The organism is Alphaproteobacteria bacterium (genome assembly GCA_015062495.1).
Lineage (GTDB): Bacteria > Pseudomonadota > Alphaproteobacteria > Rs-D84 > Rs-D84 > Enterousia.
Map to the genome: position 1 here is coordinate 280,812 of SUUN01000002.1, position 23,793 is coordinate 304,604.

The following is a 23,793-nucleotide window of genomic DNA, read 5'->3' on the forward strand; positions in this document are numbered from 1 at the left end:
TAATCGACTGGCTTTATCGGATGTGTAGCTCAGATGGTTAGAGTATCTCCTTGACATGGAGGGGGTCGTTGGTTCGAGTCCAATCACATCCACCACAAACACAAACACCCCATTCGGGGTGTTTTTGATTTTAGCATGTAATCCAATCACATCCCCCACAAACACCTGATCCGATAAAATCGGCGATATTATAAATATTGATTTGTCAAAAATATGTTTTATAATACCGTGCATGCGAATGCAAATCTAATCTTAGGCAACAAATCAACGGGAATCGAATGACGCCCCCCGTTGGCGTCTGTTTTTTTAATAAAAGGCACATAAACATGGCAAAGAAATACTTAATTACATCGGCATTACCATACGTAAATGGGGAATTGCACCTGGGGCATTTGATTGGGTGTTGGTTGCCATCTGATGTATATGCGCGTTTTTGTCGCGCGTGCGGCCGCGATGTTTTATATGTATGTGGTGCGGACGAACATGGCACACCTGCGGTTGTTGGTGCGGCGGCGGAAAATATGCCAGTTATTGAATATAATAATAAATATTATGAAAAACATTTGCGTGCCGTGCGCGACTTTAATTTGTCATTTGACCTGTACGGTCGCACCCACACTGAAAAACAAGAAAAATTAATCCATGAATTATTTTCCCGATTGGACCAATTGGGCCTAATCGAAGAACGCGAAACAATTCAGCCTTTTTCAATTGATGACAATATGTTCTTGGCCGATCGTCAATTGGTTGGAACATGTCCAAAATGTGGTTTTGACGGCGCGCGTGGCGACCAGTGTGATAAATGCAGTGCAACCTACGAAGCGACCGAACTGATAAACCCGCGCAGCACCATTTCAGGCAGCGATAAAATCGAAATGCGCCCGACCAAGAATTTATTCTTTCTGGCGTCGCGTGTCGAAGATACCTGGAAAGATTGGCTGGCCACACACGCGCCAAAATGGTCGCGTTCTGCGGCGGCGATTGCGCGCGGCTGGGCGAACGAAGGGTTGCGTGATACATCCATTACGCGCGACCTGCCGTGGGGAATACCTGTGAACAAACCCGGGTACGAGAACAAGGTTTTCTATGTATGGTTTGACGCGCCGTGGGGTTATGTCTCTATTTCCCAGGCCGCAAATGAAAATTGGGCCGATTGGTGGAAAAATCCAGACACGCACTATGCCCAGTTTATGGGCAAAGACAACGTGAAATTCCACGCAGTCTTTTTCCCAGAACAGCAACTTGCCATGAATGATAACTGGAAAACAGTTGATATGTTAAAGGGCATGAATTTCTTGAATTTCGAAGGGGGCAAATTCTCGAAATCGCAAAAGCGTGGCATATTCTTGGATTCTGCGATTGCGGTTGCGCCGGCGGATTATTGGCGTTATGCGTTGTTGGCAAATGCGCCTGAAACAGACGATAACGATTTTACAATTGCGCGTTTTGCAGACGTTGTGAACAAAGACCTGAACGGTATGTTGGGTAACTTTGTGTCGCGTGTATGTAAACTGACTGCGAAAAATTTTGGGAACAATGTTCCATCTAACGGCACGGCTGACCCAGAACTGGAATCCCAGATTAACGAAAAACTGGCTGAATTAACATCTGCGCTGGACGCGTGTGAATTTCGTGCGGCAATTGCGGCACTGCGTGGCCTGTACGCGATTGGTAACGAATACATGACAAAATGTGAACCATGGGCATTGGTAAAAAATGGTGACATGGCGGGTGCGGCGGCGTGTCTGAACGAATGCATGCAGATGATTGACCTGTTTGCACGCGTGTCTGCACCATTTATCCCAAATGCCGCGGAAAAAATGCAGGCTATCTTTGCGGATAAACATGATTTATCGTGGCCAACCAAATACGAACATCGCGTCAAAGACGGTACGGAATTTACTGTGCCTGAAAACCTGTTTAACCGTATTGATGATGAAACGGTTGCGATGTTGACCGAAAAATATGCCCCGAAACAGGATGAAAACATCCCAACCCCAATTGTTGCAGAAATCACGGATGTAAAAAATCACCCAACCCGCGATGATTTACATATCTTGACGGTAAATACTGGGGCGGACACGGTTCAGATTGTCTGTGGTGCGCCAAATGTGCGCGTGGGCCTGCGTGGGGTATTGGCGCCGGTGGGGGCGAAACTGCCCGGCATGAAAAAACCATTGGCCCAAAGAACGGTTGCAGGCGTCGAATCATATGGTATGATGTGCAGCCCGTCGGAACTGGGGATTGGTGATGATGGTGATAAAATAATCGAATTGGATGAAAATACAGAAATTGGTGGTAAATATAAATGCTAGAAAGATTAAACAGAAATATCAAAGTAATTGTAACCCAGGATGACAATCCTGTATACATTGCGCACTATCACTGTGCCAAATGCAAGAGTGTACACGAATGCCCAAATCCTGCGAATTGTCATTTTGTAGACTATATTCGCGAACGCATTCCACAGACTACGTACAAACTTAACGGTGTTGCGCCATTGTTAACGGTATTTGTGCCGGATGAAGCGGCGCGCACACGTGCGTTAAATGTAATTAATCGTGCCCAGCGTCTGCGTTCGAACCGTGCGACATTATATCAAAAAACTTTATAAATGAACGCGACGAAACTGGTTTTGTTATCTTGCTGTGCGCCGTGTTCGGCCGGCGCGATTAAACAGTTGGCGGACGGTGCTGTGCCATGCGTATCAGAATTTATCGTTTTGTTCTATAATCCGAATATATTCCCAGAATCAGAATACACTAAACGCATGCATGAACAGATTAAATATTGCGAAAAACTGGGTGTAAAATACGCAGTTCTGGAATACGACCATGACGCATGGCGCGAATGTGTTCGCGGGTTTGAAACCGCGCCCGAACGCGGGGCGCGTTGCGCACTGTGCTTTGAATACCGTTTTCGCCGTGCAGTGCGTTTTGCGCGTGAAAACGGATATAACGCAATTGCAAGTGTTCTGGGCGTATCCCGTCACAAGGACCAGTCCCAGGTGGATCACGCCGCCACATTAGCCTGTGACGATATTGAATATTTGCCAATTAATTGGGATGAAAATTTACGCATCCAAATCAACCGCGCATCTGATTTTTATCGACAAAATTATTGCGGTTGCGAATTTAGTATTCGCAAAGTATAATCCATACATAATTTAACAAAAGGTTGTATATGTCATCAATATTTGTATTCCCCGGCCAGGGCGCACAAAGCGTTGGCATGGGGCGCGATTTGTATGAAACCAATGTCGCCGCGCGCGCTGTGTTTGACGCGGTGGATACGGCACTGGGCGAAAAATTGTCTGATACTATTTTTAATGGCCCAGCCGAAGAATTAACCCTGACCGCGAATGTTCAGCCGGCAATTATGGCGACCTCTATTGCTATGATGCGTGCGGCGGGTGCGACCATCCCAGAATATGTGGCGGGGCATTCCCTGGGGGAATATACCGCGTTGTGTGCGGCGGGTGCGTTATCGGTGGGTGACGCGGCAAAATTGTTGCGTGTGCGTGGTAACGCGATGCAGTCTGCTGTGCCGGTGGGCGACGGCCTGACGGCGGTGATATTGGGATTGAATATTGATGCGGTGCGTGAAATCTGCGCACAAACCGATTGCGATGTTGCCAACGACAATTCCCCAGGCCAGGTTGTAATTTCAGGCCTGCGTGAAACGGTCGAAAAAACAATGGAATTGGCAAAATCCTGCGGGGCCAAGCGTGCAATGCCATTGGCATTGTCTGTGCCGGTTCATTGTCGTGTACAATCACCTGCGGCGGACGCGATACGCGCGGCATTGGAATCGGTTGAATTTAAAAAGCCCATTGTTCCGATTATATTGAATAAAACATGCCAACCCACAACGGATATTGATGAAATCAAAGAAGCATTGGTCTATCAAATGACACATGGTGTTCGTTGGCGCGAAAGTGTTTTGAACATGGCCGACCTTGGCATCACAGAAATGATAGAGATTGGGCCCGGTTCTGTTTTAACCGGTCTGTGTTCCCGTATTACAGATAAAATAACCGCACAGAAATTGGAGATATAACTATGTTTGATTTAGCTGGCAAAGTTGCTTTAATCACAGGCGCAACCGGTGGTATCGGTGGCGCAATTGCGCGCAAAATGCGTGCCGCGGGTGCGACCGTTGTTGTGTCGGGCCGCAATGTCGCCAAAATGGACGCAGAATTTGGCGATGAATATATTAAAATACCATGCGACCTGGCGGCGGACGGCGGCGCGGTTGAATTGGTTATGAACACAATCGAAGCAGCGGGCAAAATCGATATTTTAATTAACAACGCGGGCATCACACGCGATACATTGTTAATGCGTATGACGGATGATCAGTTTGACGAAGTCATCAACACCAACCTGCGTTCTTGTTTCAAGATGTGCCGTGCGGCAATTATGCCAATGATGAAGAACCGCTTTGGTCGTATCATCAACATGGCGTCAATCATCGGCACAATCGGTGGCCCGGGCCAGGCAAACTATGCGGCATCCAAGGGTGGTATGATTGCCATGACAAAATCCATCGCTGCCGAGGTTGCGTCCCGTGGAATCACCGCCAACGCGATTGCACCGGGCTTTATCAAAACCCCAATGACGGATGTTCTGCCCGACGAACTGAAAAAAACATATCTGGCGCAAATTCCGGCGGGTCGTTTTGGCGAACCAGACGATATTGCGAACGCGTGTGTGTTCTTGGCATCCGACGAAGCGTCATACATCAACGGCCAAACATTACACGTAAATGGTGGAATGGGACGATTCTAAAACGCAACGCGTTTTAGAATCAAAATTGCCCTGGCAATTTTAAAGCCACGGATGAGCGGAACGCGAACGCAGTGGCGTGTCATTCCGACGCAGGTCGGAATCCAGGTAAATAGGTTGCGACGCAGTCGCCCAAAATGATATGTACCATAAGATAAAACGCAACGCGTTTTAGAATCAAAACGAATAAAAAATGCAAGACTATGATGTAATCATTATCGGTGGTGGACATGCGGGCACGGAATCGGCCGCCGCGGCCGCCCGTCGTGGTGCGAAAACATTGTTGTTAACCATGGCACAATCTGACCTGGGGGCGTTGTCGTGTAACCCCAGTATTGGTGGCCCCGGCAAATCCCAGATGGTGGCGGAAATGGATGCGTTTGGTGGTGTTATGCCACGTGCCGCCGACCGCGCGGGGATTCATTGGCGCACATTGAACGCAACCCATGGCGCGGCGACGCGTGCCTTGCGTGCGCAAATCGACCGTGATTTATATCATAATGCGATTGTTGATATTTTGTCGGAATATAAAAATCTGGATGTTGTATTTGAACCGGTTGAATCTGTGGATTTAGAAAACGCAATCGTTAACAACAAATATCATGCGCGCGCAGTTGTTCTGACAACGGGAACATTTTTAAATGGCACGGTTACCCGTGGTGCGGAAAAAATTCCATCGGGCCGATTGATGGACGACGGCACATACCAAGACGCCGACAAAAGCATATCAAATATTTTACAGAACGCGGGCTTTCATATGTTGCGCCTGAAAACGGGCACACCCGCGCGCATAAAACGCGATTCGATTGATTTTTCCGTCTGTGAAATTCAACCCGGCGACACGCCCCACGATTGGTTTTCCGACGGCGACGAAAACAATAATTATGATGCGGTCTGCTATATCACACACACGACCCAGGCCACGCACCAGATTATTCGTGACAACATCAAAAACGCGCCAATGTACAACGGCGACATTCGTGGCACTGGCCCGCGCTATTGCCCGAGTTTAGAAGACAAGGTTATGCGTTTCCCCGAACACACATCCCACCATGTGTTCCTTGAACCCGAAGGGTACAACAGCGACCTTATCTATCCCAATGGCATTTCCACCAGTTTTGGCGCCGACATCCAGGACATCTGGATTCGTTCAATTCCGGGTCTGGAAAACTGCGAAATTGCGCGCTATGGCTATGCGATTGAATACGATGCGATTGACGCGCGCGCCCTGAATGATAAATTGCAGTCCAAAGATCACCCACACCTGTTTTTTGCGGGGCAAATCAACGGCACATCCGGATACGAAGAAGCGGCGGCCCAGGGCCTGGTCGCGGGGGCAAATGCTGCGGCGTTTGCGCTGAACCTGGCGTACCTGGAAATTGACCGCACAAATTCAATGATTGGGGTACTGATTGACGACATAACAACATTGGGGGTTGATGAACCATATCGTATGTTCACATCGCGCGCGGAATATCGATTGTCGTTGCGGGCGGACAATGCGATTGCGCGCCTGGGCAAAATCGGTGTGGATTTGGGGTTAATTGACGCAGCGGCATACGAACGCAAATTGGCAGCGCGCGCCGACCAAATTGCCGAAAACGATAAATTCTATGCGGGCTATATCGCGCGTAATGAACGCGAAATTGCCGCCTATAAACGCGACGCGGAATTAAAGATTCCGTCTGATTTTGTTTATTCGGGCCTGCCGGGTCTGACCAATGAATTGGTTGAAAAATTAACGGCAACACGGCCGGAAAACATTGCCGACCTGACGCGCATACCGGGCATGACCCCCGCCGGCATTATGGTCGTGCTGCGCAAAATCAAGGCATAAAAATCACAGCCTCCCGCCTGCGCGGGAAAGATAAAATCCAAAAAAACCAAGAATAACAATTTGTATAAAAAACCACTGGAAATTATTCTGGGGATAGATTATAGTCATCTCACCATTGCCGGTGTAGCTCAGCTGGTAGAGCATCTCATTCGTAATGAGGGGGTCGTAGGTTCAAGTCCTATCACCGGCACCATGATAACAATCCCGCCCGCGCGGGATTTTTTAATAAAAAATATCCCTGATTTATGATATAATTACCCAAAAAGACAGAGGGAATATCATCATGATTCAATATAAATTCGGTAAAAGTTATTATATCCAAAGCGCTGGCAAAGAATACAAAGAACGCGAACTGATAACTGTTCATGCGGACTCAACCCGTGGCCGCTATGCATACAGTTATGACCAGTCACGCGGCACACCCCGTGATTATCAAAACAGGGCCAATGAATTGGCCCAGGCCGAAGAATATATTGCGGAACGCGTTGCGCGTGTTTCGTTCCGTCCAGATGAAAGTATTGCATCCGCACGTGAAAAAATAAGCAAATTTATTGATCCTAAAAATCAATATTTGGCGTTTGATGCGACAATCGCCAATGATATCAACGCGCGCGAAGAATATCACCAGCAACTGGTTAACGCCGAATATTACAAGCGTGCACTGATGGCCCTGTCCAGATTTGAACCCGCAGGTGTCCAGGCCATATTAACAGGTACAAAATATCCATTTTCTGCATCAATGCATGATTTTGCATCCGGCATTTCACACAAACAGATTAAACAGGATATTGCAAAATTACCCGCCCCGGTGGTAAAGCGTTTGCGTGAATTTGCATCCCAACGCAATTATATCCTGTCTTTTGACGCCTGTAATACCGAGGCCCACGATTACATCGATTCCGTGGCGCGCAATTACCCAAAGATTGATCATTCGCCCAAACGTGTTGATTTAATCATCGCCCGCGCGGTTGATGATTTATTGCGTGATGCACTGGAATATAAATATTATCTGCGTACCGGCAATATGGGGATATTTGTTGGTGCCGGCGGGCAAAAGATTGTAGATGCCCTGTCTGACAAGGGGTTATTAGAAGCAGTCGGTTGGAACGCAATGCAAAATTATGGCAGTGCCCTGCAAGTTGCGCGTCGTATGAAACAGATCATAGCCGCCGAACGCGACATCACCCCATTTGTGACAGAACTGAACAAAGTGCTGGGCGATGGCTATGTAAACCAGGATATTATTCGCATAATGTTCGATACATTGTCGCCACACTATAACAAATTCAAGCATAATAAAAAGGTCACAGAATTCATCGGTCGCTTGCATTTTTATGCCAAGGATGCCCGCCTGGCCACACATATGGCGGAAACGTTTGGCCTGAAAGATGCACCAAAACCGAACAAAGACAAAGCGCGCGCAAAATTAACCGACGCCGCCAAACGTATTGCGGCCGGTGACAATATATCCGGGGTTGTTGTCATTGATCGTGAACAACAATTGGTGCGTGATTTTGCGGTTGAACCAACGTCTGAAACATATGGCCGTATTAAAAAATCAATCAAACCGACCGCGGTCCAGACGGAAATTTTGAAAAAATATGGCGCAAACCAAAAATAAAAAATCCCCCGTTCGGGGGGATTTTTATTACCAGACAACTTTCTGTTTTACTTTCAAATAATTGTTGTTATTATACACGTATAACAAAATCAAAGGATGGAAAAATGGTCAAGAAAACATCAGAAAATCAATCTGTAAAAAACTATAAAAAAACAGGCATTATTGCGGCAATTGTGATTGCTGTGGCGGTTTTGGGCGTTTGGGCGGTGTCGGCGCTGAATTCTAATTCGGGCGCATCTGTATCTGACGCGGTCGCAGTTGTCAGCGAAGATGCCGCAAACGGTGCAAATCTGCGCATTGCGGTTGTTCGCATGGATGCAATCCAGACAGATGCCACCGCACTAAAAGACCTGCGCACGCAAAAGGAAAAATATGAAAATGAATTGCGCGATGAATTGACCCGTGATCAAAAGGCATTAGAAAAAGAAAAGGCCGAAATTGAAAAGTCCCAGGATGTTTTATCCCGCGAAGCATTACAGCGCCGCGTTGTTGACTATCAAAACAAGGTTACCAAACTGCAACGTGATTTGACGGAACGTGCCCAGTCAATTGAAATGTCGTATCAAAAGGCCTTGAATGAATTGCAGTCCAAGCACCTAGACCCGGTTATCGAAGGTATTATTGCCAAAAAGAATTTGTCCCTGGTAATTGATGGCCGTATGGCACGCACAGGTGCAGATGTCGCGAATCTGGACATCACAGACGAAGTGATTAAGGCATTGGATAAAAAAGTATCCAAGGTCAAGATGGAAACACCAAAAGGTTTCTAAAAAAATCCCCGTCTGGGGATTTTTATTATATAAACTTGCATTTTGTATAAATCCATTGTAATCTGTATTGCGATGAAACAAACAACAATAATTATTATTAAATAAACGGCAACTGCGCTTCTGCGGTGGCTGGGGCGCATGTGCGCCCTTTTTTAATATAAAAAACAGGACTAAAAAACATGGCATACACAAAAACAGACCCACGTCCAGATTTTACAGCGGTCGAAAAACAAATGCTGTCCAAATGGGCATCTGAAAACACATTTCATAAATCACTGGATAAAACCAAGTCTGGTCGTCCATTTTCATTTTATGATGGGCCACCGTTTGCAAATGGCATGCCACACTGGGGGCATTTGGGCGTATCGGTTGTCAAAGACATGGTTGCGCGTTTCCAGACAATGTCTGGCCGTTATGTGTCGCGCGAATTGGGGTGGGATTGTCATGGTCTGCCGGCGGAAAATTCTGTTGAAAAAAAGCAAAATCGCGCCGCCAAAGATATCGTTGCCACCGACGGCATCACGGCATTTTGTGATATGTGTCGCACCGACGTTATGACATATACAAATGAATGGAATCACTTTATCACCCGCATGGGTCGCTGGGTTGATATTGGTGATGGCTATGGTTATAAAACCATGGATAAAAACTATATGGAATCCATGCTGTGGACATTAAAAGAATTATATAACCGCGGCCTGTTATACAAAGATTACAGTGTTAATCCATATGACTGGGTCAACGGTACGGTTGTATCAAATTCCGAAGCGTCCCAGGACTATCGTGAAATTGTTGATGATGCGGTGACGGTTTGGTTCGAACTGGAAAATGGCGACCGTGCGATTGCATGGACAACAACGCCATGGACACTGCCGGCAAACAGTGCGCTGGCTGTAAATCCAAACATGACATACCTGCGCATGCGTGACGCCGATGGTGCGGTTTATGTTATTGCAGAAAGTCGCCTGCGCGCATATGAAAAACAGTTCGCTAACGCAACTGAAATTGGTCGCGTGACGGGGGCAGAACTGGCGGGCATGCATTACACGCCACTGTTTCCATACTATGCAGGGACATCTGATTTGCTGTATCAAATCATCCCGGCGGACTATGTGTCTGACGGCGACGGCACAGGCATTGTTCATATTGCGCCGGCATATGGGGCTGACGACTTTTGGGCGGCAAAAAATATCGACCCAAAATTCCCAGTTTTGTTAAATGTTGACGCATACGGTAATTTTGATGAAACGGTTGTTGATTTTGCCGGAAAAAACATCTTTGCGGCAACACCTGCGATAATGGATTGGCTGAAAAACAATGGTCGCTTGGTTAAGAAAGAACAATATAAACATTCGTACCCATTTGGCGATCGCTGCAAAGAAAAGTTAATCTATCGCGCAACTGATTCTTGGTATATCGACGTACCAAAAATCAAAGACAAATTATTGGCAAATAATGCACGTGTTAACTGGACATCGGCCGGCGAACGTTTCCGTTCATGGATTGAAAATGCGCGTCCATGGTCAATATCGCGCAATCGTTTCTGGGGTATGCCATTGCCAATTTGGGAACGCGACGGCGAATATATGGTATTTGGTTCAATCGCAGAATTGGAAGAATTCTTTGGCGTTGAAATCAACGACCTGCACCGTCCAACATTGGATAAATTGACCAAAGACGGTTGGACACGCATACCAGATGTTTTGGATTGCTGGGTTGAATCTGGTTCTATGCCGTGGGCGTCCCTGCATTATCCGTTTGAAAACGTGGATAAATTCAATGCGACATTCCCCGCCGACTATATTATCGAAGGCCAAGATCAAACCCGTGGTTGGTTCTATGCGTTGATGGTGTTGGCGACGGCGTTATTTGATAAACCTGCGTTCATGGCGGTATCGGCCAACGGTATGGTGGTGGATGAAAATAAAAAGAAATTCTCGAAATCACTGCGCAACTTTGTGAACCCAGAACAACAGATTGAACAGTATGGTGCGGACGCAGTACGTCTGTTTATCTTGGGCTCTAATTTTATGAAGGCTGAACCTGTTCCCGTGGATAAAGAAGGCAAGGTCTTTGTTGAATCAACCAAGACAATCCAAACGCCACTGTGGAACGCATATCATTTCTTTACATTGTACGCGAACGCCGGCAATATCACCGCGCATGAAATGACGAATCCGACAAATCCGTTGGATAAATATATCCTGGCAGAATTGAATATTCTGACCGATATTGTGCGCGATGCATTGAACGAATATAAACCAGACGTTGCCGTCAAAGAATTTGTTCGATTCTTGGATATCTTGAACAATTGGTATATCCGTCGTGGTCGCGCGCGTTTCTGGGACGAAGAACAGGCGGCATTTGACACGCTGTACACAGTGCTGACACGTTTCTGTCGTGTTTTGGCATCGTTCGCGCCATTTGTATCTGAATATATCTATACGAATCTGACGGGCGACGAATCTGTGCATTTGACGTCGTTCCCTGAATCTGAATCTGTTGACAGTGCGATTGTAAATGACATGCGCCGTGTACAAATGATTGTGTCAACCGGCAAACAACTGCGCGAAGCGTACAAGTTGCGCAACCGCCTGCCGTTAAATTCACTGACGGTTGCGGGTGCGAATATGCCCGAATACGCTGATATTATCCAGGACGAACTGAACGTAAAATCGGTTGTGTTCCGTGAAACATTTGACGATGTCGCAGATTCGTTTGTGTATCTGATTACACCAAAAATCGGCGCGCGCCTGGGTGGTGCGTTAAAGGAAATTATTCCAGCGGTAAAACGTGGTGAATACGAATTGTCGGGTGACAAATTGATTGCCGCAGGACACGAATTGAACGCGGACGAATTTGAAATGCGCCTGAATATGCGTGATGGTGTGACGGGCGCCGCATTGCCGGATAATACGGCCGTTGTTGTCCTGGACACAGATGTTAATTCTGAACTGGTCGCCGAAGGGTTGGCGAACGATGCCCTGCGCTTTATCCAAGACACGCGCAAGGCCGCCGGTCTGGACGTATCTGACCGTATCGTTTTGACATATTCGGCGGACCCGGCCCTGGCAAACGCGTTGGAAAACCATAAAAAGCGCATCATGCACGAAGCCCTGATTGTTGAAATGGTTGCGGGCGACGGTGAATACGAAACCGAAATCGAAGGCTACAACCTGAATATTTCCGTAAAGAAAGCATAAAAATGAAACTGACCCCGCAAAGATATTTTGAATTAGTACCCCCGACCGTTGATATGACAATACGGTCGGAACTGTACCATACAAATGAATTTAACTTTGCGGTGGCGGTTATTTTATCGGCCCAGGCAACGGATAAAAAGGTGAACGAGGTTACGCCCGAATTATTTCGCGTTGCACCAACACCACAAAAAATGTTGGCATTGGGTATTGATGGGTTAAAAGAACATATCCGCGTTATTTCTTTCTTTAATAACAAGGCGAAAAACATAATCGCGCTGGCGGAACGTCTGGTCGCCGAAAATATGACCGACACATTTCCGGATAAATATCACAACCGCGATGAATTGATGAAATTACCCGGCATTGGCCAGAAAACTGCAAATGTCGTCTGTAATGTTCTGTGGGGGGCGCCAAACATTGGTGTTGATACACATGTGTTTCGAAACGCACACCGATATGGCTGGGTCGATGACGCGGACAACACGCCCGAAAAAGTCGAGTCAAAATTATTAAAAATAATTCCGCGCAAATATCACCCAATTGTAAACCATGTGATGGTTCTGCACGGTCGATACGTGTGCAAGGCATTGCGCCCCGCGTGTGAAACATGCCCCGTCGCCAAATGGTGTCCAGTGGCAAAAAAATAAAACCGCCGTTTGGCGGTTCTTTTTTATTGTTCTTCTTTTACCTTTTGCAGGACGGCGGTAAATGTCGATTCTGCGACCTTTTTCCCACCAACCAACGCGATACCGTGGAATTTATACAAACTCATCTTGCTCAGCAACAATTCCACATGTAATTCCAGTTTATCGCCTGGACGCACCATATGCGAAAACTTAATCTTTTCCATTGTGGTAAAGTACCCCAACATATTTTCACGTTCCGCGTCTGATAATCTGCTGAACGCAACAAAGCATGCGGTTTGGGCCAACGCTTCAACCTGTAACACACCGGGCATAATCGGATTGCCTGGGAAATGCCCATCACACCAGAACTCATCATCGCGCACATATTTCACACCAACCGCACTGGTATCGCTGTATTCACGAATTTCATCAACCAATCGCATGTTTCCACGATGTGGAATTATTGTTTCAATCTGTTTTGCGTCAATCATTTTTATATTCCCCCTGCGCTTAATTTTTCATCTGTTTCCTTAGCCATGCATAATGACGCATAAATTCAGTCCCCGGTCCCGCTGGATATCCCATATACGATTCCCCATCTGGAATATTGCGGAAAACACCACTGTTTGCGCCAACGGATGCATCGTTTCCGATTTTGACACCGTTTGCCACGCCCACATGTCCCCCCAGTAATACGCGATCACCCACAACCACGCCACCGGCAATTCCAACCCCACTGGCCAAGAAACATTCGCATCCCACAACAACCCCGTGCGCAATCTGGCACAGGTTGTCGATTTTTGTGCCATCCCCGACACGCGTATCTGTCATTGCGCCCCGGTCAATGCAAGTATTTGCCCCAACGGAAACGCGTTCGCCAATCACCACGCGTCCCACGTGTGGAATAAATATATTTTTACCGTTTTGACGTGTGTAACCAAAACCGTCTTTGCCGATAACGGCGTTTGCGTTAATCACGCAATCTGCGCCAATTGTTGCGTTTTCAATATGCGCCCCACTGTGCACAATCGTCCCACGCCCCAGTACAACCCCGCGCCCAATATACGCACCTGGATAAATTTTGACGCCCGGTTCAATTACCGCGCCCCGTTCAATGGTTGCAAATTGCCCGACATAGGTTGTTCTTTTTTTACGAAAGAATACCCCACGTTCGATGAATGCATGTTTGCTGACGCCAAATCGTGGCTTTTCGCGATAAATTTCCCCCAGGATTTTTACAATATTTCCGCGTGGACTGTCTGTAATCAACAGTGTTGCCCCATCTGGTGCATGTTTTGCCATTTCAGGCTGAACCAGAATAACGGTCGCACGCGTGTTTTCCAACACACTGATTGGCAGTATTTTAAACGCATTACTGTTTTGTTCAGTTGAATAGAACGCCAACTGTCCCGCGCGCGCATCTGCGATTGGTGCGACCCCCCGCACCAGTGCATTCGCGTCCCCGCGCAATTCCAGACCAAATTTGGCCGCCAACGCGCCGGCTGTTGTTTTATTTGCCGCCGGCATAAACAAAGATTTTATTGCTTTCATCATAGTGAACCGATTATAGATAAAAAAAATCTCACATTCCACATTTTTATAAAAGATTATATTTTTACTTGCGTTTTCAGATTTCGCCTTTATAATAACCAGTGTTCTTAAATAATAATTTAAGGGCGGGGTCAAGAAAACCCCGCCCTTTCACTAAGACATGTTATAACGCAAAGGAGTGTACCAAATGTCTTTTGTATCGATGCCCCGTCAGGATTTATTGTTGGCAATTGAATCTTTGGCCCAGGAAAAGCAAATTGACCGTGAAATTGTTTTTGAATCACTGGAAATTGCCGTTGCCAAGATTGCAAAGCACAAATATGGCGAAGAATTTAATATTGTTGCCGATATTGATCGCAAGAACGGTGCGATACATGTAAAACGTTTGTTCAATGTTATTGAATCACCGGAATCTGCGGGCGAAGAATATGATCCAAACACCATGCTGACGGTATCCCAGGCAAAAAAGTATGCCAAGAACCCTGTTGTTGGTGACGTGGTCGAAGACGCGCTGCCTGAACCTGAATTTGGCCGTATGGCATTCCAGACTGCGAAACAGATTATGACAACCCGCGTCCGCGACGCAGAAAAGGGCCGCCAGTTCGAAGAATTCAAAGACAACATCGGCGACATCGTCAGTGGTATTGTTAAACGTATTGAATTTGGCAGTGTATATGTTGATATTAATGGCAAGGCCGAAGGTTATATCAAAGGCACAGAATTAATCCCAGGCGAACGCCTGAACGTTGGCGACCGTGTTCGTGCATTGATTATGGACGTTGCGCGTTCAAATACCGGTCCCCAGATTTTCTTGACACGTACACATCCAATGTTTATGGAAAAACTGTTTGTCCAAGAAGTGCCCGAAATCTACGAAGGTATTATTAAAATCAAATCTGTTGCGCGTGCACCGGGGTCACATGCGAAAATCGCGGTTGAAACGGCTGATCCATCAATTGACGCGGTTGGTATGACGGTTGGAATTAAGGGTACACGTATCCAGCCTGTTATCAACGAATGTCATGGCGAAAAGATTGATGTTATTCTGTATTCCGAAGACCCTGCTGTATTCATTGTTAACGCAATGCAACCCGCCAAAGTTGCAAAAATCATCGTCGACGAAGATACACGCAGCGCAGCCGTTGTTGTAAACGAAGACCAACAATCATTGGCAATTGGTCGTCGCGGCCAGAATGTTCGCCTGGCGTCCCAGTTGACCGGCTGGAACATTGACGTTATGAACGAAGCCGAAGAACAAGAACGCCGTGCCAAGGAATTCAAAGAAAAGACAGAATTGTTTATCGGTGGCTTGGACGTTGATGAAATGATTGCACAACTGCTGATTACCGAAGGGTTCCGCACAATCGAAGAAATTGCATTCGTTGACGCATCCGAACTGGAAAGCATCGAAGGCTTTAACCAAGAATTGGCGGCTGAATTACAGAAACGTGCCAAAGATTACCTGGCAAAAATCGAAAATGATTACATGGATGCAGGCCATAAATTAGGCATGTCCGATGACCTGTTGACATTTGACTTTATCAAACGTCCAACAATCATGAAATTGGGCGAATCTGGCATTAAATCATTGGATGATTTGGCGGATTTGGCGACCGATGAATTGGTTGAAATCCTGGGCGAAGATACAATGTCGTCCCGTTTGGCGGGTCGCGTGATTATGAAGGCACGTGAACTGGCATACGGCATAACAAAAGATAACGAATAAAAAACAGACGGAGTTGTTAAAACATGGCAACATTGACACTTGGAAAATCTGTAACAACTGATGCAGTGCGCAGCAAAAAGGGTGACGCAGTTTTTGTCGAACGACGTCGTCGCGTTGTTGCCCCCGGCAGCAAGGAATTGCGTGACGAACCCGTCGCGCCCGTTGCATCAAAAAATGCGGCCGATGAAAAATTGCGTGCCGTCCTGGCTGCGGCCAAGGCACGCGAAGAAGAACGCAAACAACGTGCCGCCGAAGAGGCCGCAGCCCGCGCCGCCCGTGATGCGGAAATAGAACGCGAAAATCGCGAATACGAACAGGTTCGCGAACAGTTGGCCGCCCGTGAAAATGCAAATGTTGCGGATACATCTGATGTTGCCGAAGATGCGCCCGCCGCGCCACGTGCAAAATCCGCCCCCACGACGCCCAAGGTGTTCACAAACAACGCCACCGCCGGCGCGTCGCGTCGTGGCCGTAATGCGGACGACGAAGACACGCGTCCGGGCAAATTTAACAACTCTAAAAAAGATTTCAAAAAAACAGGCAAGATTCACCTGAATGATATCGTTATGGGTGGTGGCGATGATGACGACGATGAAATTGGAATCCGTGGTGCAAACCGCCGCCGTTCCGAAGCGTCCCTGAAACGTTTCCGTGAAAAGGCGCGCGCCGTATTTGCCGCCCCACAAAAGGTTGAACATGTTGTTAACCTGGGCGACACCATCACGGTCAAAGACCTGGCGGCGGCCATGGCAGAAAAGGCCGGCAATGTTATCAAAAAACTGATGGAAATGGGCATGATGGTTTCTGTGAATCAGTCTATTGATGCCGACACTGCTGAATTGATTGCGTCTGAATTTGGTGCGACCGTTAAACGCGTTGTTGTCAAACCATACGCGGAAATCCTGGAACGCGAACCAAACCCAGAACGCATGACGCCACGCGCGCCGGTTGTGACGGTTGTGGGTCACGTTGACCATGGTAAAACATCCCTGTTGGATGCGTTCCGTAATGCGAACGTTGCCGCCGGCGAAGCGGGCGGTATTACCCAGCACGTGTCATCCTATGAAGTTAAAACAAAATCAGGCCAGATGATTACATTCCTGGATACACCAGGACACGAAACATTTACCGCTATGCGTGCGCGTGGTGCTCAAATGGCGGATATTGTTGTATTGGTTGTTGCGGCAAACGATTCTATTATGCCACAGACAATCGAAGCCATTAATCACATCCGTGCCGCGAACGTACCATTTATTGTTGCGATTAATAAAATTGACCTGCCTGAGGCAAACGCCATGCGCGTCAAAACCGACCTGTTGCAACAGGAAGTCCAGGTCGAAGAAATGGGTGGCGATGTCCAATGTGTGGAAATTTCCGCAACCAAGAAAATCGGCCTTGATAAATTAGAAGAAGCGATTTTATTACAGGCCGAAATGATGGAACTGACGGCGGATGCCGATATGTCTGCGGTCGCATATGTTGTCGAAGCAAAAATGGAAAAAGGTCTGGGCGCGGTCGCGACAATTTTGATGCGCCAAGGAACATTAAAAATTGGCGATGTGTTCGTCGTTGGCGAAACATTTGGCCGCGTACGTGGTCTGATTAATTCGGCCGGCGAACGTGTAAAATCGGTTAAGCCGGGCCAGCCTGCGGTTGTTTTAGGATTAAATTCTGTCCCAGGTGCTGGTGATGAACTGCGCGTTATGGAAAACGAATCCCAAACCCGCGAAGTTGCCGCATATCGCACGCAACAGGCCAAGGACAAAGCAAACGCAGTCAAACGTTCATCCCTAGAAGAATTGTTTGCCAAACGTGATGAGTCTAAGAAGTTAATCCTGCCCATTATCCTGCGTGCGGACGTTCAGGGTTCTGTCGAAGCGATTTCGGACATGGTCAAAGAAATCACCACAGACAAGGTTGGTGTTGAAATCTTGTCGTCTGGCGTTGGCCAGATTACCGAAGGTGACATCCGCCTGGCAACGGCATCGGGCGCAGTAATTATTGCGTTTAATGTCCGTGCAGATTCTGCGGTTCGTGATATGGCGCGCAACAACGGTGTTGATATTCGCTATCACAGTGTTGTATACCGCATCACAGACGAAATCAAAGAAATCCTGTCGGGTAAATTAGCACCTGAAAAACACGAAACATTTATCGGCTATGCAGATGTTATCGCCCTGTTCACCGTGGGCAAGGGCATCCGCGTTGCAGGCTGTCGCATGACCGAAGGTACGATTAAAAAAGACGCGTTCGTACGTCTGTTGCGCAACAATGTCGTTATTTATGACGGCAAAATTGGACAACTGCGTCGTGAAAAGAACGAAGTCAAAGAAGTATCTGGTGGCGTTGAATTCGGTATGTCTTTTGACAAGTACAATGACCTGAAAGAAGGCGACCGCGTCGAATGCTACGAAGTCGAAGAAGTTCGCGCACAGTTATAAGAAATCCCCGCCACATGGCGGGATTTTTAATAATTGTCTAATATCTTGAAATTTGAATTTAATCTGGTACGATTTGAACCAGATTATTTTTTATAACTCAGGACGATAAAAATGAACATAGAATTGGGCAAAAATATAAATCCACGTGAAATCGAAACCAAAATCCAAGAATTTTGGGACAATAACACATTTTGGAACAACGATGTTACATCCAACAAACCATCATTTTGTATTATGATGCCGCCACCAAACGTGACGGGTAATCTGCATATGGGGCATGCGTTGGATAACGTTCTGACGGACATTGTTTGCCGTTACAAACGTATGTGTGGTTTTGATGTTTTGTGGCAACCTGGGACTGACCACGCGTCAATCGCAACCCAGTTATTGGTTGAACGCGATTTGTCCAAGCGTGGCATTAATCCACACGCATTATCACTGGATGAAAAATTAAACGCCGCCTGGACCTGGAAGGCTGACAAAGGCGGCCAGATTATGAACCAGTTGCACGTCCTGGGTGTTACACCCGCCTGGTCGCGTGAACGCTTTACCATGGACGAAGGTTTGTCGAACGCGGTCACAAAACTGTTCGTTAAAATGTATAACGAAGGCTTAATCTATCGTGAAAAGCGCCTGGTTAACTGGTGTCCGAAACAGCAAACATCCGTTTCGGATTTAGAGGTTGAAACCCGTGACGAGCATGGCAAATTCTATTACTTTAATTATCCATTGGTCGGCGGCGGTGTAATTGAAATTGCGACAACGCGCCCTGAAACATTATTCGGCGACCAGGCAATTGCCGTCCACCCCGAAAATGAAAAGTTAAAACACTTGATTGGGGCACGTGCGATTATTCCATTAACGGATATTGAAATTCCAATTATAGGGGACGAACATGCCGACCCAGACAAGGGGACCGGCGCGGTAAAGATTACCCCGGCCCATGACTTTGACGACTGGGAAGTTGGCGTCCGTCATAACTTGACACCGGTGTGTATTTTAACACCTGATGCGAAATTGAACGACAATCCGGTTGTACCGGAAAAATATCGTGGCATGGACAGATACGCGGCCCGTGCCGCCGTTGTCGAAGATATTCAGGCGGCGGGTCTGTTGGTAAAAATCGAAGACAAGATTATCCCAACGCCATATTCCGAACGCGGCGGTGTGCCGGTTGAACCATACCTGACGGACCAGTGGTTTGTTGACGCCGAAAAATTGGCAATCCCTGCGATTGATGCCGTCGAAAGCGGCCGGATTAAATTCCTGCCGGAACATCGTTATAACCTGTTTATGTCATGGATGCGTGGTATTCGCCCATGGACAATTTCACGTCAACTGTGGTGGGGGCATCATATCCCGGCCTGGTACGACGAAGCGGGTAACGTCTATGTCGCCGAAACCGAGGCAGACGCCATCGCGCAATCTGGCGGCAAAACATTAACCCGTGACCCAGACGTTCTGGACACATGGTTTTCATCTGGTCTGTGGCCATTTTCAACATTAGGCTGGCCCGATGACACATTGGAATTGAAAAAATATTATCCAACCGACCTGTTATACACCGGCGCAGACATTATCTTTTTCTGGGTTGCGCGTATGATTATGATGGGCATGTACGTTATGGGCGATGTACCATTCCGGACTGTGAATTTCCATGGCCTGGTTCGCGATTCCAAGGGGCAAAAAATGTCCAAGACCAAGGGCAACGGCACCGACCCATTAACTGCGGTTGATAAATTTGGTGTGGATGCATTACGCTATTGGATTTCGACCGCCCCAATTGGTACAGACATCCGCTATTCCGATGACGAGGTTAAGCGTGGTTCAAAACTTCTGACCAAATTATGGAACGCGTCAAAATACGTTTTGATGAACCTGTCTGATTTTGAACCGGCAACTGCGCCACAGATTCCTGTGTCTGACCGCTTTATCGAAGATCGTTGGGTATTATCTGAATTGAACCGGGCGATTGCAGAAACCCGCAAACACCTGGATAAATATGATAATTATAATTCGCGTGCAGCGATTGATACGTTTTTCTGGGACATCTTCTGTGACCAGTATTTGGAATTCATCAAGGACCGCTTCTGGACACCGGAAAAATACAGTGCCGAATCCAAACTGTCGGCCCAGTGGACATTGTACACTGTCCTGCGTGCGATAATTGGCCTGTATGCGCCATTTATCCCATTCCTGACCGAAGAGTTGTGGCAGAAAATCTATCAACCAACCGAAGGTGGCAAAACACTGCACCTGACGTCATATCCTGATGTTACGGCTGAATATGACACCGATGTGTCAACCATGGACATTGCGCTGGAACTGTTGAAAAATATTCGTGGCCTGCGCAGTGAACGTAAAATCGGCAACGGTGCGAAACTGGAAATGTTAACAATTCCATCCAACACACCGGATGTATTACACGGTCTGATAAAATCTGCGGCGCGCGCGAATGATATTCAAACGGGCGACGCGTTGGACTTTGTTGTGGCCGAACAGAAACAGTAAAATCATTGGGGGGATTTTATGTCTGAAAAATTGATTGAAAAACGCACATTGCAGGCATATCAGTGTGATCGTTTTAGTAACGTTCGTCCATTAATTTTGATGAACGAATTACAATCAATTGCCGACCGTCACGCCGAAGTTTTGGGGTGCGGTCGCACATATTGCCTGGAAAACAATGTTGGTTGGGTTGTGATGTACTATCTGGTTGATATCATCGAATTACCAACCGAAGGCGAAGAATTGACCTTTTCCACATGGCCATCATGCCAAGACGCCCTGCGTGCCACGCGTGATTTTGAAATCCACGGCGCAGACGGTCGTCTGATGGTGCGTGCAACATCCCAGTGGATTTTGATTGATATGGCAACGCGTCGTCCGTTGCCGTTGGCAAATCACCTGTCGCCGGATGTGGTTGTGCCACATCGTGCATACGGATGTGCATTTGAAAAATTCCCAGATTTTGACACAAACAAAACGCACGTTATGAAATGTCGCTTTGATGACATTGACGTGAACCAGCATATTAACAACGCGGTCTATGCAGTATGGGCAACCGAAAGTGTTGGTTATCAATATCGCACGCAACACAAACTGCGCAAAATCGATATTAATTTTAAAAAGGAAATCAGTCCCGACACACCCGAAATTCGTGTTGATGTCGCGATTGATGGCCTGACCACGCGTCATAAAATTTGCGTTGGTGATACCGTTCATGCGGCGGTTATTTGCCAGTGGGATAAAATCTAAAAAAAAACAGAACCGCCATACGGCGGTTTTTTTGTTGTACTTAACGCTTGGCATTATTTAATCGCAACTGCCCGCACGCCGAACCAATATCTGTTCCACGTTCACGTCTGATGCGCGTGTGAATACCGTTTTTTATCAGTATATCTTGGAAACGATGTACCGCATTACCCGATGGCGACGCAAAGTCGCGTTCATCAACCGCATTCCATGGGATTAAATTCACCATACAGTTTTTGCCCTTTAATAATTCAGACAATTTTTCCGCGTATTCAGGTGTCGCGTTGTATAAAACCGTTTCACCATTTTCATCGCGCCGCCCCAACAGGATATATTCAATCATCAACTGACGATTATGATTGTCGGTAAATCGCCATGCCGCATCCAGAACCTCGCTTAATTTATATCGATTATTAATCGGCATAATCTGTGACCGCAATTCATCCGTCGGTGCGTGTAAAGAAATCGCCAGGTTAATCGGTCGCCCCCATTCAATCAAGCGGTCAATTCCCGGCACAATTCCACATGTTGAAACCGTAATACGTCGCCACCCAATCCCCATATCGCGATTTGCACGTTCGATAAAATCGATAACGTTTTCTGTGTTTTGTAATGGTTCACCTGTTCCCATAATAACGATGTGCGACACATCGCCATTGTTTGCATCACCATTTGGCCGAATTGGTTTGTCGGCGAATTTATCCGCGCGCAGTTCCCATTGCGCAACCAAAATCTGGGCAAATATTTCATTTGCGGTTAAATTACGTTTTAACCCCAACAGTGTACTGGCACAGAACTTGCATCCCATTGCGCATCCGGCCTGGGAACTGACACATACACTGTTGCCATATGTTGTACGCATCAATACGCACTCAATTTGTTCGCCGTCGTTTAGTTCCAACAAAAACTTAGTCGTTTCACCATCGGCTGATTCTAACTTAGTCACAATTTTAACCGGCAATGTCTGCGCCACCGCATCCAGTTCCCGCCGCAAATTTTCCGGTATGTTTTTCATAGACATAAAATCTGGCGCACCACGATTCAGCCATTCACGAATTTGCTTTGCACGAAAACGCGGTTGCCCCATATCGACTATAAATTTTTCCAGTTCCCCATCCGTCAGGTTAAAAAGGATTTTTTTCATAACTTATACCGTTCATCGTTGATAACTACGACCGCTTTGCGACGCAGTTGTTTTAACTGTTGATCTGCCATAAACATTGCCTGTTTATACAAAGTATTCTGTTTAATAACATCGTCCAGGTTTTTATATTCATCTGTTTTTTTTGTTGCGCATACCAACAAAACCGTTCCATCATCTGCGCGCGTGGACCATGTCATATTGGGTAAATTTGCAACCCGTTCACGCAATTCCGGGGCCAGTTCATATTGCAGTGCAGTAAATTTCTGTGGCGCGCCACCAAATGATTCGGCCATTTTAACCGCTGCGTCACATGATTTTGGTTTTGTTAATTTTTGTGCAATATCCGCTGGAATATCAGTCAGACGCACAATCGTCATTTCAATTGGCAATCCATGTTCCCGTGCCAGGTTTGCCCGTTCATTTGCAATATCTTCGGCTGATACGTCAATTGTTGGCATAACGGTCCGTGCGACGATAATCTGCCATGCGATTTCCGACCGCAATGCATTACGTGCCATTTCACGTTCTGTTGCGCTTAAATCATCACCCAGATTCATTTTTTTCAGTTCTGCATCCACTGTTTTATCATCTGGCACTGCATTAAAGTTTTGCGCATATGCTAATTTGACACTGTCATCAATAATACTTTGCAGCGCGACGCGACGATTATCGGTTGATGTCTGACCCTGGCGCGCCATTAATTTAGTACGTGCAGTTATATCCGTATCCGTGATTGGCGTGCCATTAACAGACGCCACAACCGTTGCCCCAAATGCCGGCATTATAAAAAACACAGACAATAACGCACCAAAACATTTTGCTAAATTCATTA

18 protein-coding genes and 2 tRNA genes are annotated in these 23,793 nt (G+C 46.8%); 16 read left to right on the plus strand and 4 right to left on the minus strand.

Annotation, left to right across the window (positions count from 1 at the left end):
- The first annotated feature begins 18 nt into the window (after window positions 1-18).
- The 12 genes from E7008_03985 (at window position 19) to E7008_04040 (ending at window position 12,865) form a co-directional block, all read left to right on the plus strand.
- Window positions 19-95 (plus strand) — tRNA-Val (locus E7008_03985).
- A gap of 183 nt (window positions 96-278) precedes the next feature.
- Window positions 279-2,315, plus strand: a complete 2,037-nt coding sequence (gene metG, locus E7008_03990) for a methionine--tRNA ligase (protein ID MBE6457074.1) — start codon at window positions 279-281, stop codon at window positions 2,313-2,315.
- Window positions 2,309-2,614, plus strand: a complete 306-nt coding sequence (locus E7008_03995) for a hypothetical protein (protein ID MBE6457075.1) — start codon at window positions 2,309-2,311, stop codon at window positions 2,612-2,614. The genes metG and E7008_03995 overlap by 7 nt, the downstream gene beginning before the upstream one ends.
- Window positions 2,615-3,154: an epoxyqueuosine reductase QueH gene (locus tag E7008_04000; GenBank protein ID MBE6457076.1), complete on the plus strand. Its 540-nt coding sequence runs from the start codon at window positions 2,615-2,617 to the stop codon at window positions 3,152-3,154.
- 29 nt (window positions 3,155-3,183) lie between these two features.
- Window positions 3,184-4,059, plus strand: coding sequence for an ACP S-malonyltransferase (gene fabD / locus E7008_04005; GenBank protein MBE6457077.1), 876 nt, complete (start codon window positions 3,184-3,186; stop codon window positions 4,057-4,059).
- A 2-nt stretch (window positions 4,060-4,061) separates the two neighbouring features.
- Window positions 4,062-4,790 (plus strand): 3-oxoacyl-[acyl-carrier-protein] reductase, encoded by a 729-nt coding sequence (fabG, locus tag E7008_04010; GenBank protein ID MBE6457078.1) that lies wholly within the window; start codon window positions 4,062-4,064, stop codon window positions 4,788-4,790.
- Between the two features lie 190 nt (window positions 4,791-4,980).
- Window positions 4,981-6,624, plus strand: coding sequence for a tRNA uridine-5-carboxymethylaminomethyl(34) synthesis enzyme MnmG (gene mnmG / locus E7008_04015; GenBank protein ID MBE6457079.1), 1,644 nt, complete (start codon window positions 4,981-4,983; stop codon window positions 6,622-6,624).
- Window positions 6,625-6,741: 117 nt separating this feature from the next.
- A tRNA-Thr gene (locus E7008_04020) sits at window positions 6,742-6,817 on the plus strand.
- 90 nt (window positions 6,818-6,907) lie between these two features.
- Complete coding sequence (locus tag E7008_04025; GenBank protein MBE6457080.1) at window positions 6,908-8,245, plus strand: hypothetical protein; 1,338 nt, start codon at window positions 6,908-6,910, stop codon at window positions 8,243-8,245.
- A gap of 104 nt (window positions 8,246-8,349) precedes the next feature.
- Complete coding sequence (locus E7008_04030; GenBank protein MBE6457081.1) at window positions 8,350-9,015, plus strand: OmpH family outer membrane protein; 666 nt, start codon at window positions 8,350-8,352, stop codon at window positions 9,013-9,015.
- Window positions 9,016-9,194: 179 nt separating this feature from the next.
- The gene (locus E7008_04035) at window positions 9,195-12,218 is read left to right on the plus strand and encodes an isoleucine--tRNA ligase (protein ID MBE6457082.1); all 3,024 of its coding nucleotides are present in this window, start codon (window positions 9,195-9,197) and stop codon (window positions 12,216-12,218) included.
- 2 nt (window positions 12,219-12,220) lie between these two features.
- On the plus strand, window positions 12,221-12,865 hold the full coding sequence (locus tag E7008_04040; GenBank protein MBE6457083.1) for an endonuclease III: 645 nt from the start codon (window positions 12,221-12,223) through the stop codon (window positions 12,863-12,865).
- 23 nt (window positions 12,866-12,888) lie between these two features.
- Here E7008_04040 and fabZ read toward each other — a convergent pair whose 3' ends face one another.
- Together fabZ and lpxD are read right to left on the minus strand one after the other, a co-directional pair.
- Window positions 12,889-13,335, minus strand: coding sequence for a 3-hydroxyacyl-ACP dehydratase FabZ (fabZ, locus tag E7008_04045; GenBank protein MBE6457084.1), 447 nt, complete (start codon window positions 13,333-13,335; stop codon window positions 12,889-12,891).
- A 19-nt stretch (window positions 13,336-13,354) separates the two neighbouring features.
- Window positions 13,355-14,398 carry a UDP-3-O-(3-hydroxymyristoyl)glucosamine N-acyltransferase gene (lpxD, locus tag E7008_04050; GenBank protein MBE6457085.1) on the minus strand — a complete coding sequence of 348 codons (1,044 nt, stop codon included), beginning with the start codon at window positions 14,396-14,398 and terminating at the stop codon, window positions 13,355-13,357.
- Window positions 14,399-14,582: 184 nt separating this feature from the next.
- Here lpxD and nusA point away from each other — a divergent pair, with 184 nt between their 5' ends.
- From nusA to E7008_04070, 4 genes are all read left to right on the plus strand, one after another.
- On the plus strand, window positions 14,583-16,121 hold the full coding sequence (gene nusA, locus E7008_04055) for a transcription termination/antitermination protein NusA (protein MBE6457086.1): 1,539 nt from the start codon (window positions 14,583-14,585) through the stop codon (window positions 16,119-16,121).
- Window positions 16,122-16,144: 23 nt separating this feature from the next.
- Window positions 16,145-18,562 carry a translation initiation factor IF-2 gene (gene infB / locus E7008_04060; protein MBE6457087.1) on the plus strand — a complete coding sequence of 806 codons (2,418 nt, stop codon included), beginning with the start codon at window positions 16,145-16,147 and terminating at the stop codon, window positions 18,560-18,562.
- 111 nt (window positions 18,563-18,673) lie between these two features.
- The gene (locus E7008_04065) at window positions 18,674-21,073 is read left to right on the plus strand and encodes a valine--tRNA ligase (GenBank protein ID MBE6457088.1); all 2,400 of its coding nucleotides are present in this window, start codon (window positions 18,674-18,676) and stop codon (window positions 21,071-21,073) included.
- 18 nt (window positions 21,074-21,091) lie between these two features.
- Entirely contained in the window at window positions 21,092-21,820 is a 729-nt protein-coding gene (locus tag E7008_04070) for a hypothetical protein (GenBank protein MBE6457089.1), read from the plus strand.
- Window positions 21,821-21,860: 40 nt separating this feature from the next.
- Here the strand turns inward: E7008_04070 and rlmN are convergent, their stop codons facing one another.
- Window positions 21,861-22,961, minus strand: a complete 1,101-nt coding sequence (rlmN, locus tag E7008_04075) for a 23S rRNA (adenine(2503)-C(2))-methyltransferase RlmN (GenBank protein MBE6457090.1) — start codon at window positions 22,959-22,961, stop codon at window positions 21,861-21,863.
- Window positions 22,958-23,791: a hypothetical protein gene (locus tag E7008_04080; protein MBE6457091.1), complete on the minus strand. Its 834-nt coding sequence runs from the start codon at window positions 23,789-23,791 to the stop codon at window positions 22,958-22,960. Before E7008_04080 ends, rlmN begins: the two co-directional genes overlap by 4 nt.
- Window positions 23,792-23,793 lie beyond the last annotated feature (2 nt).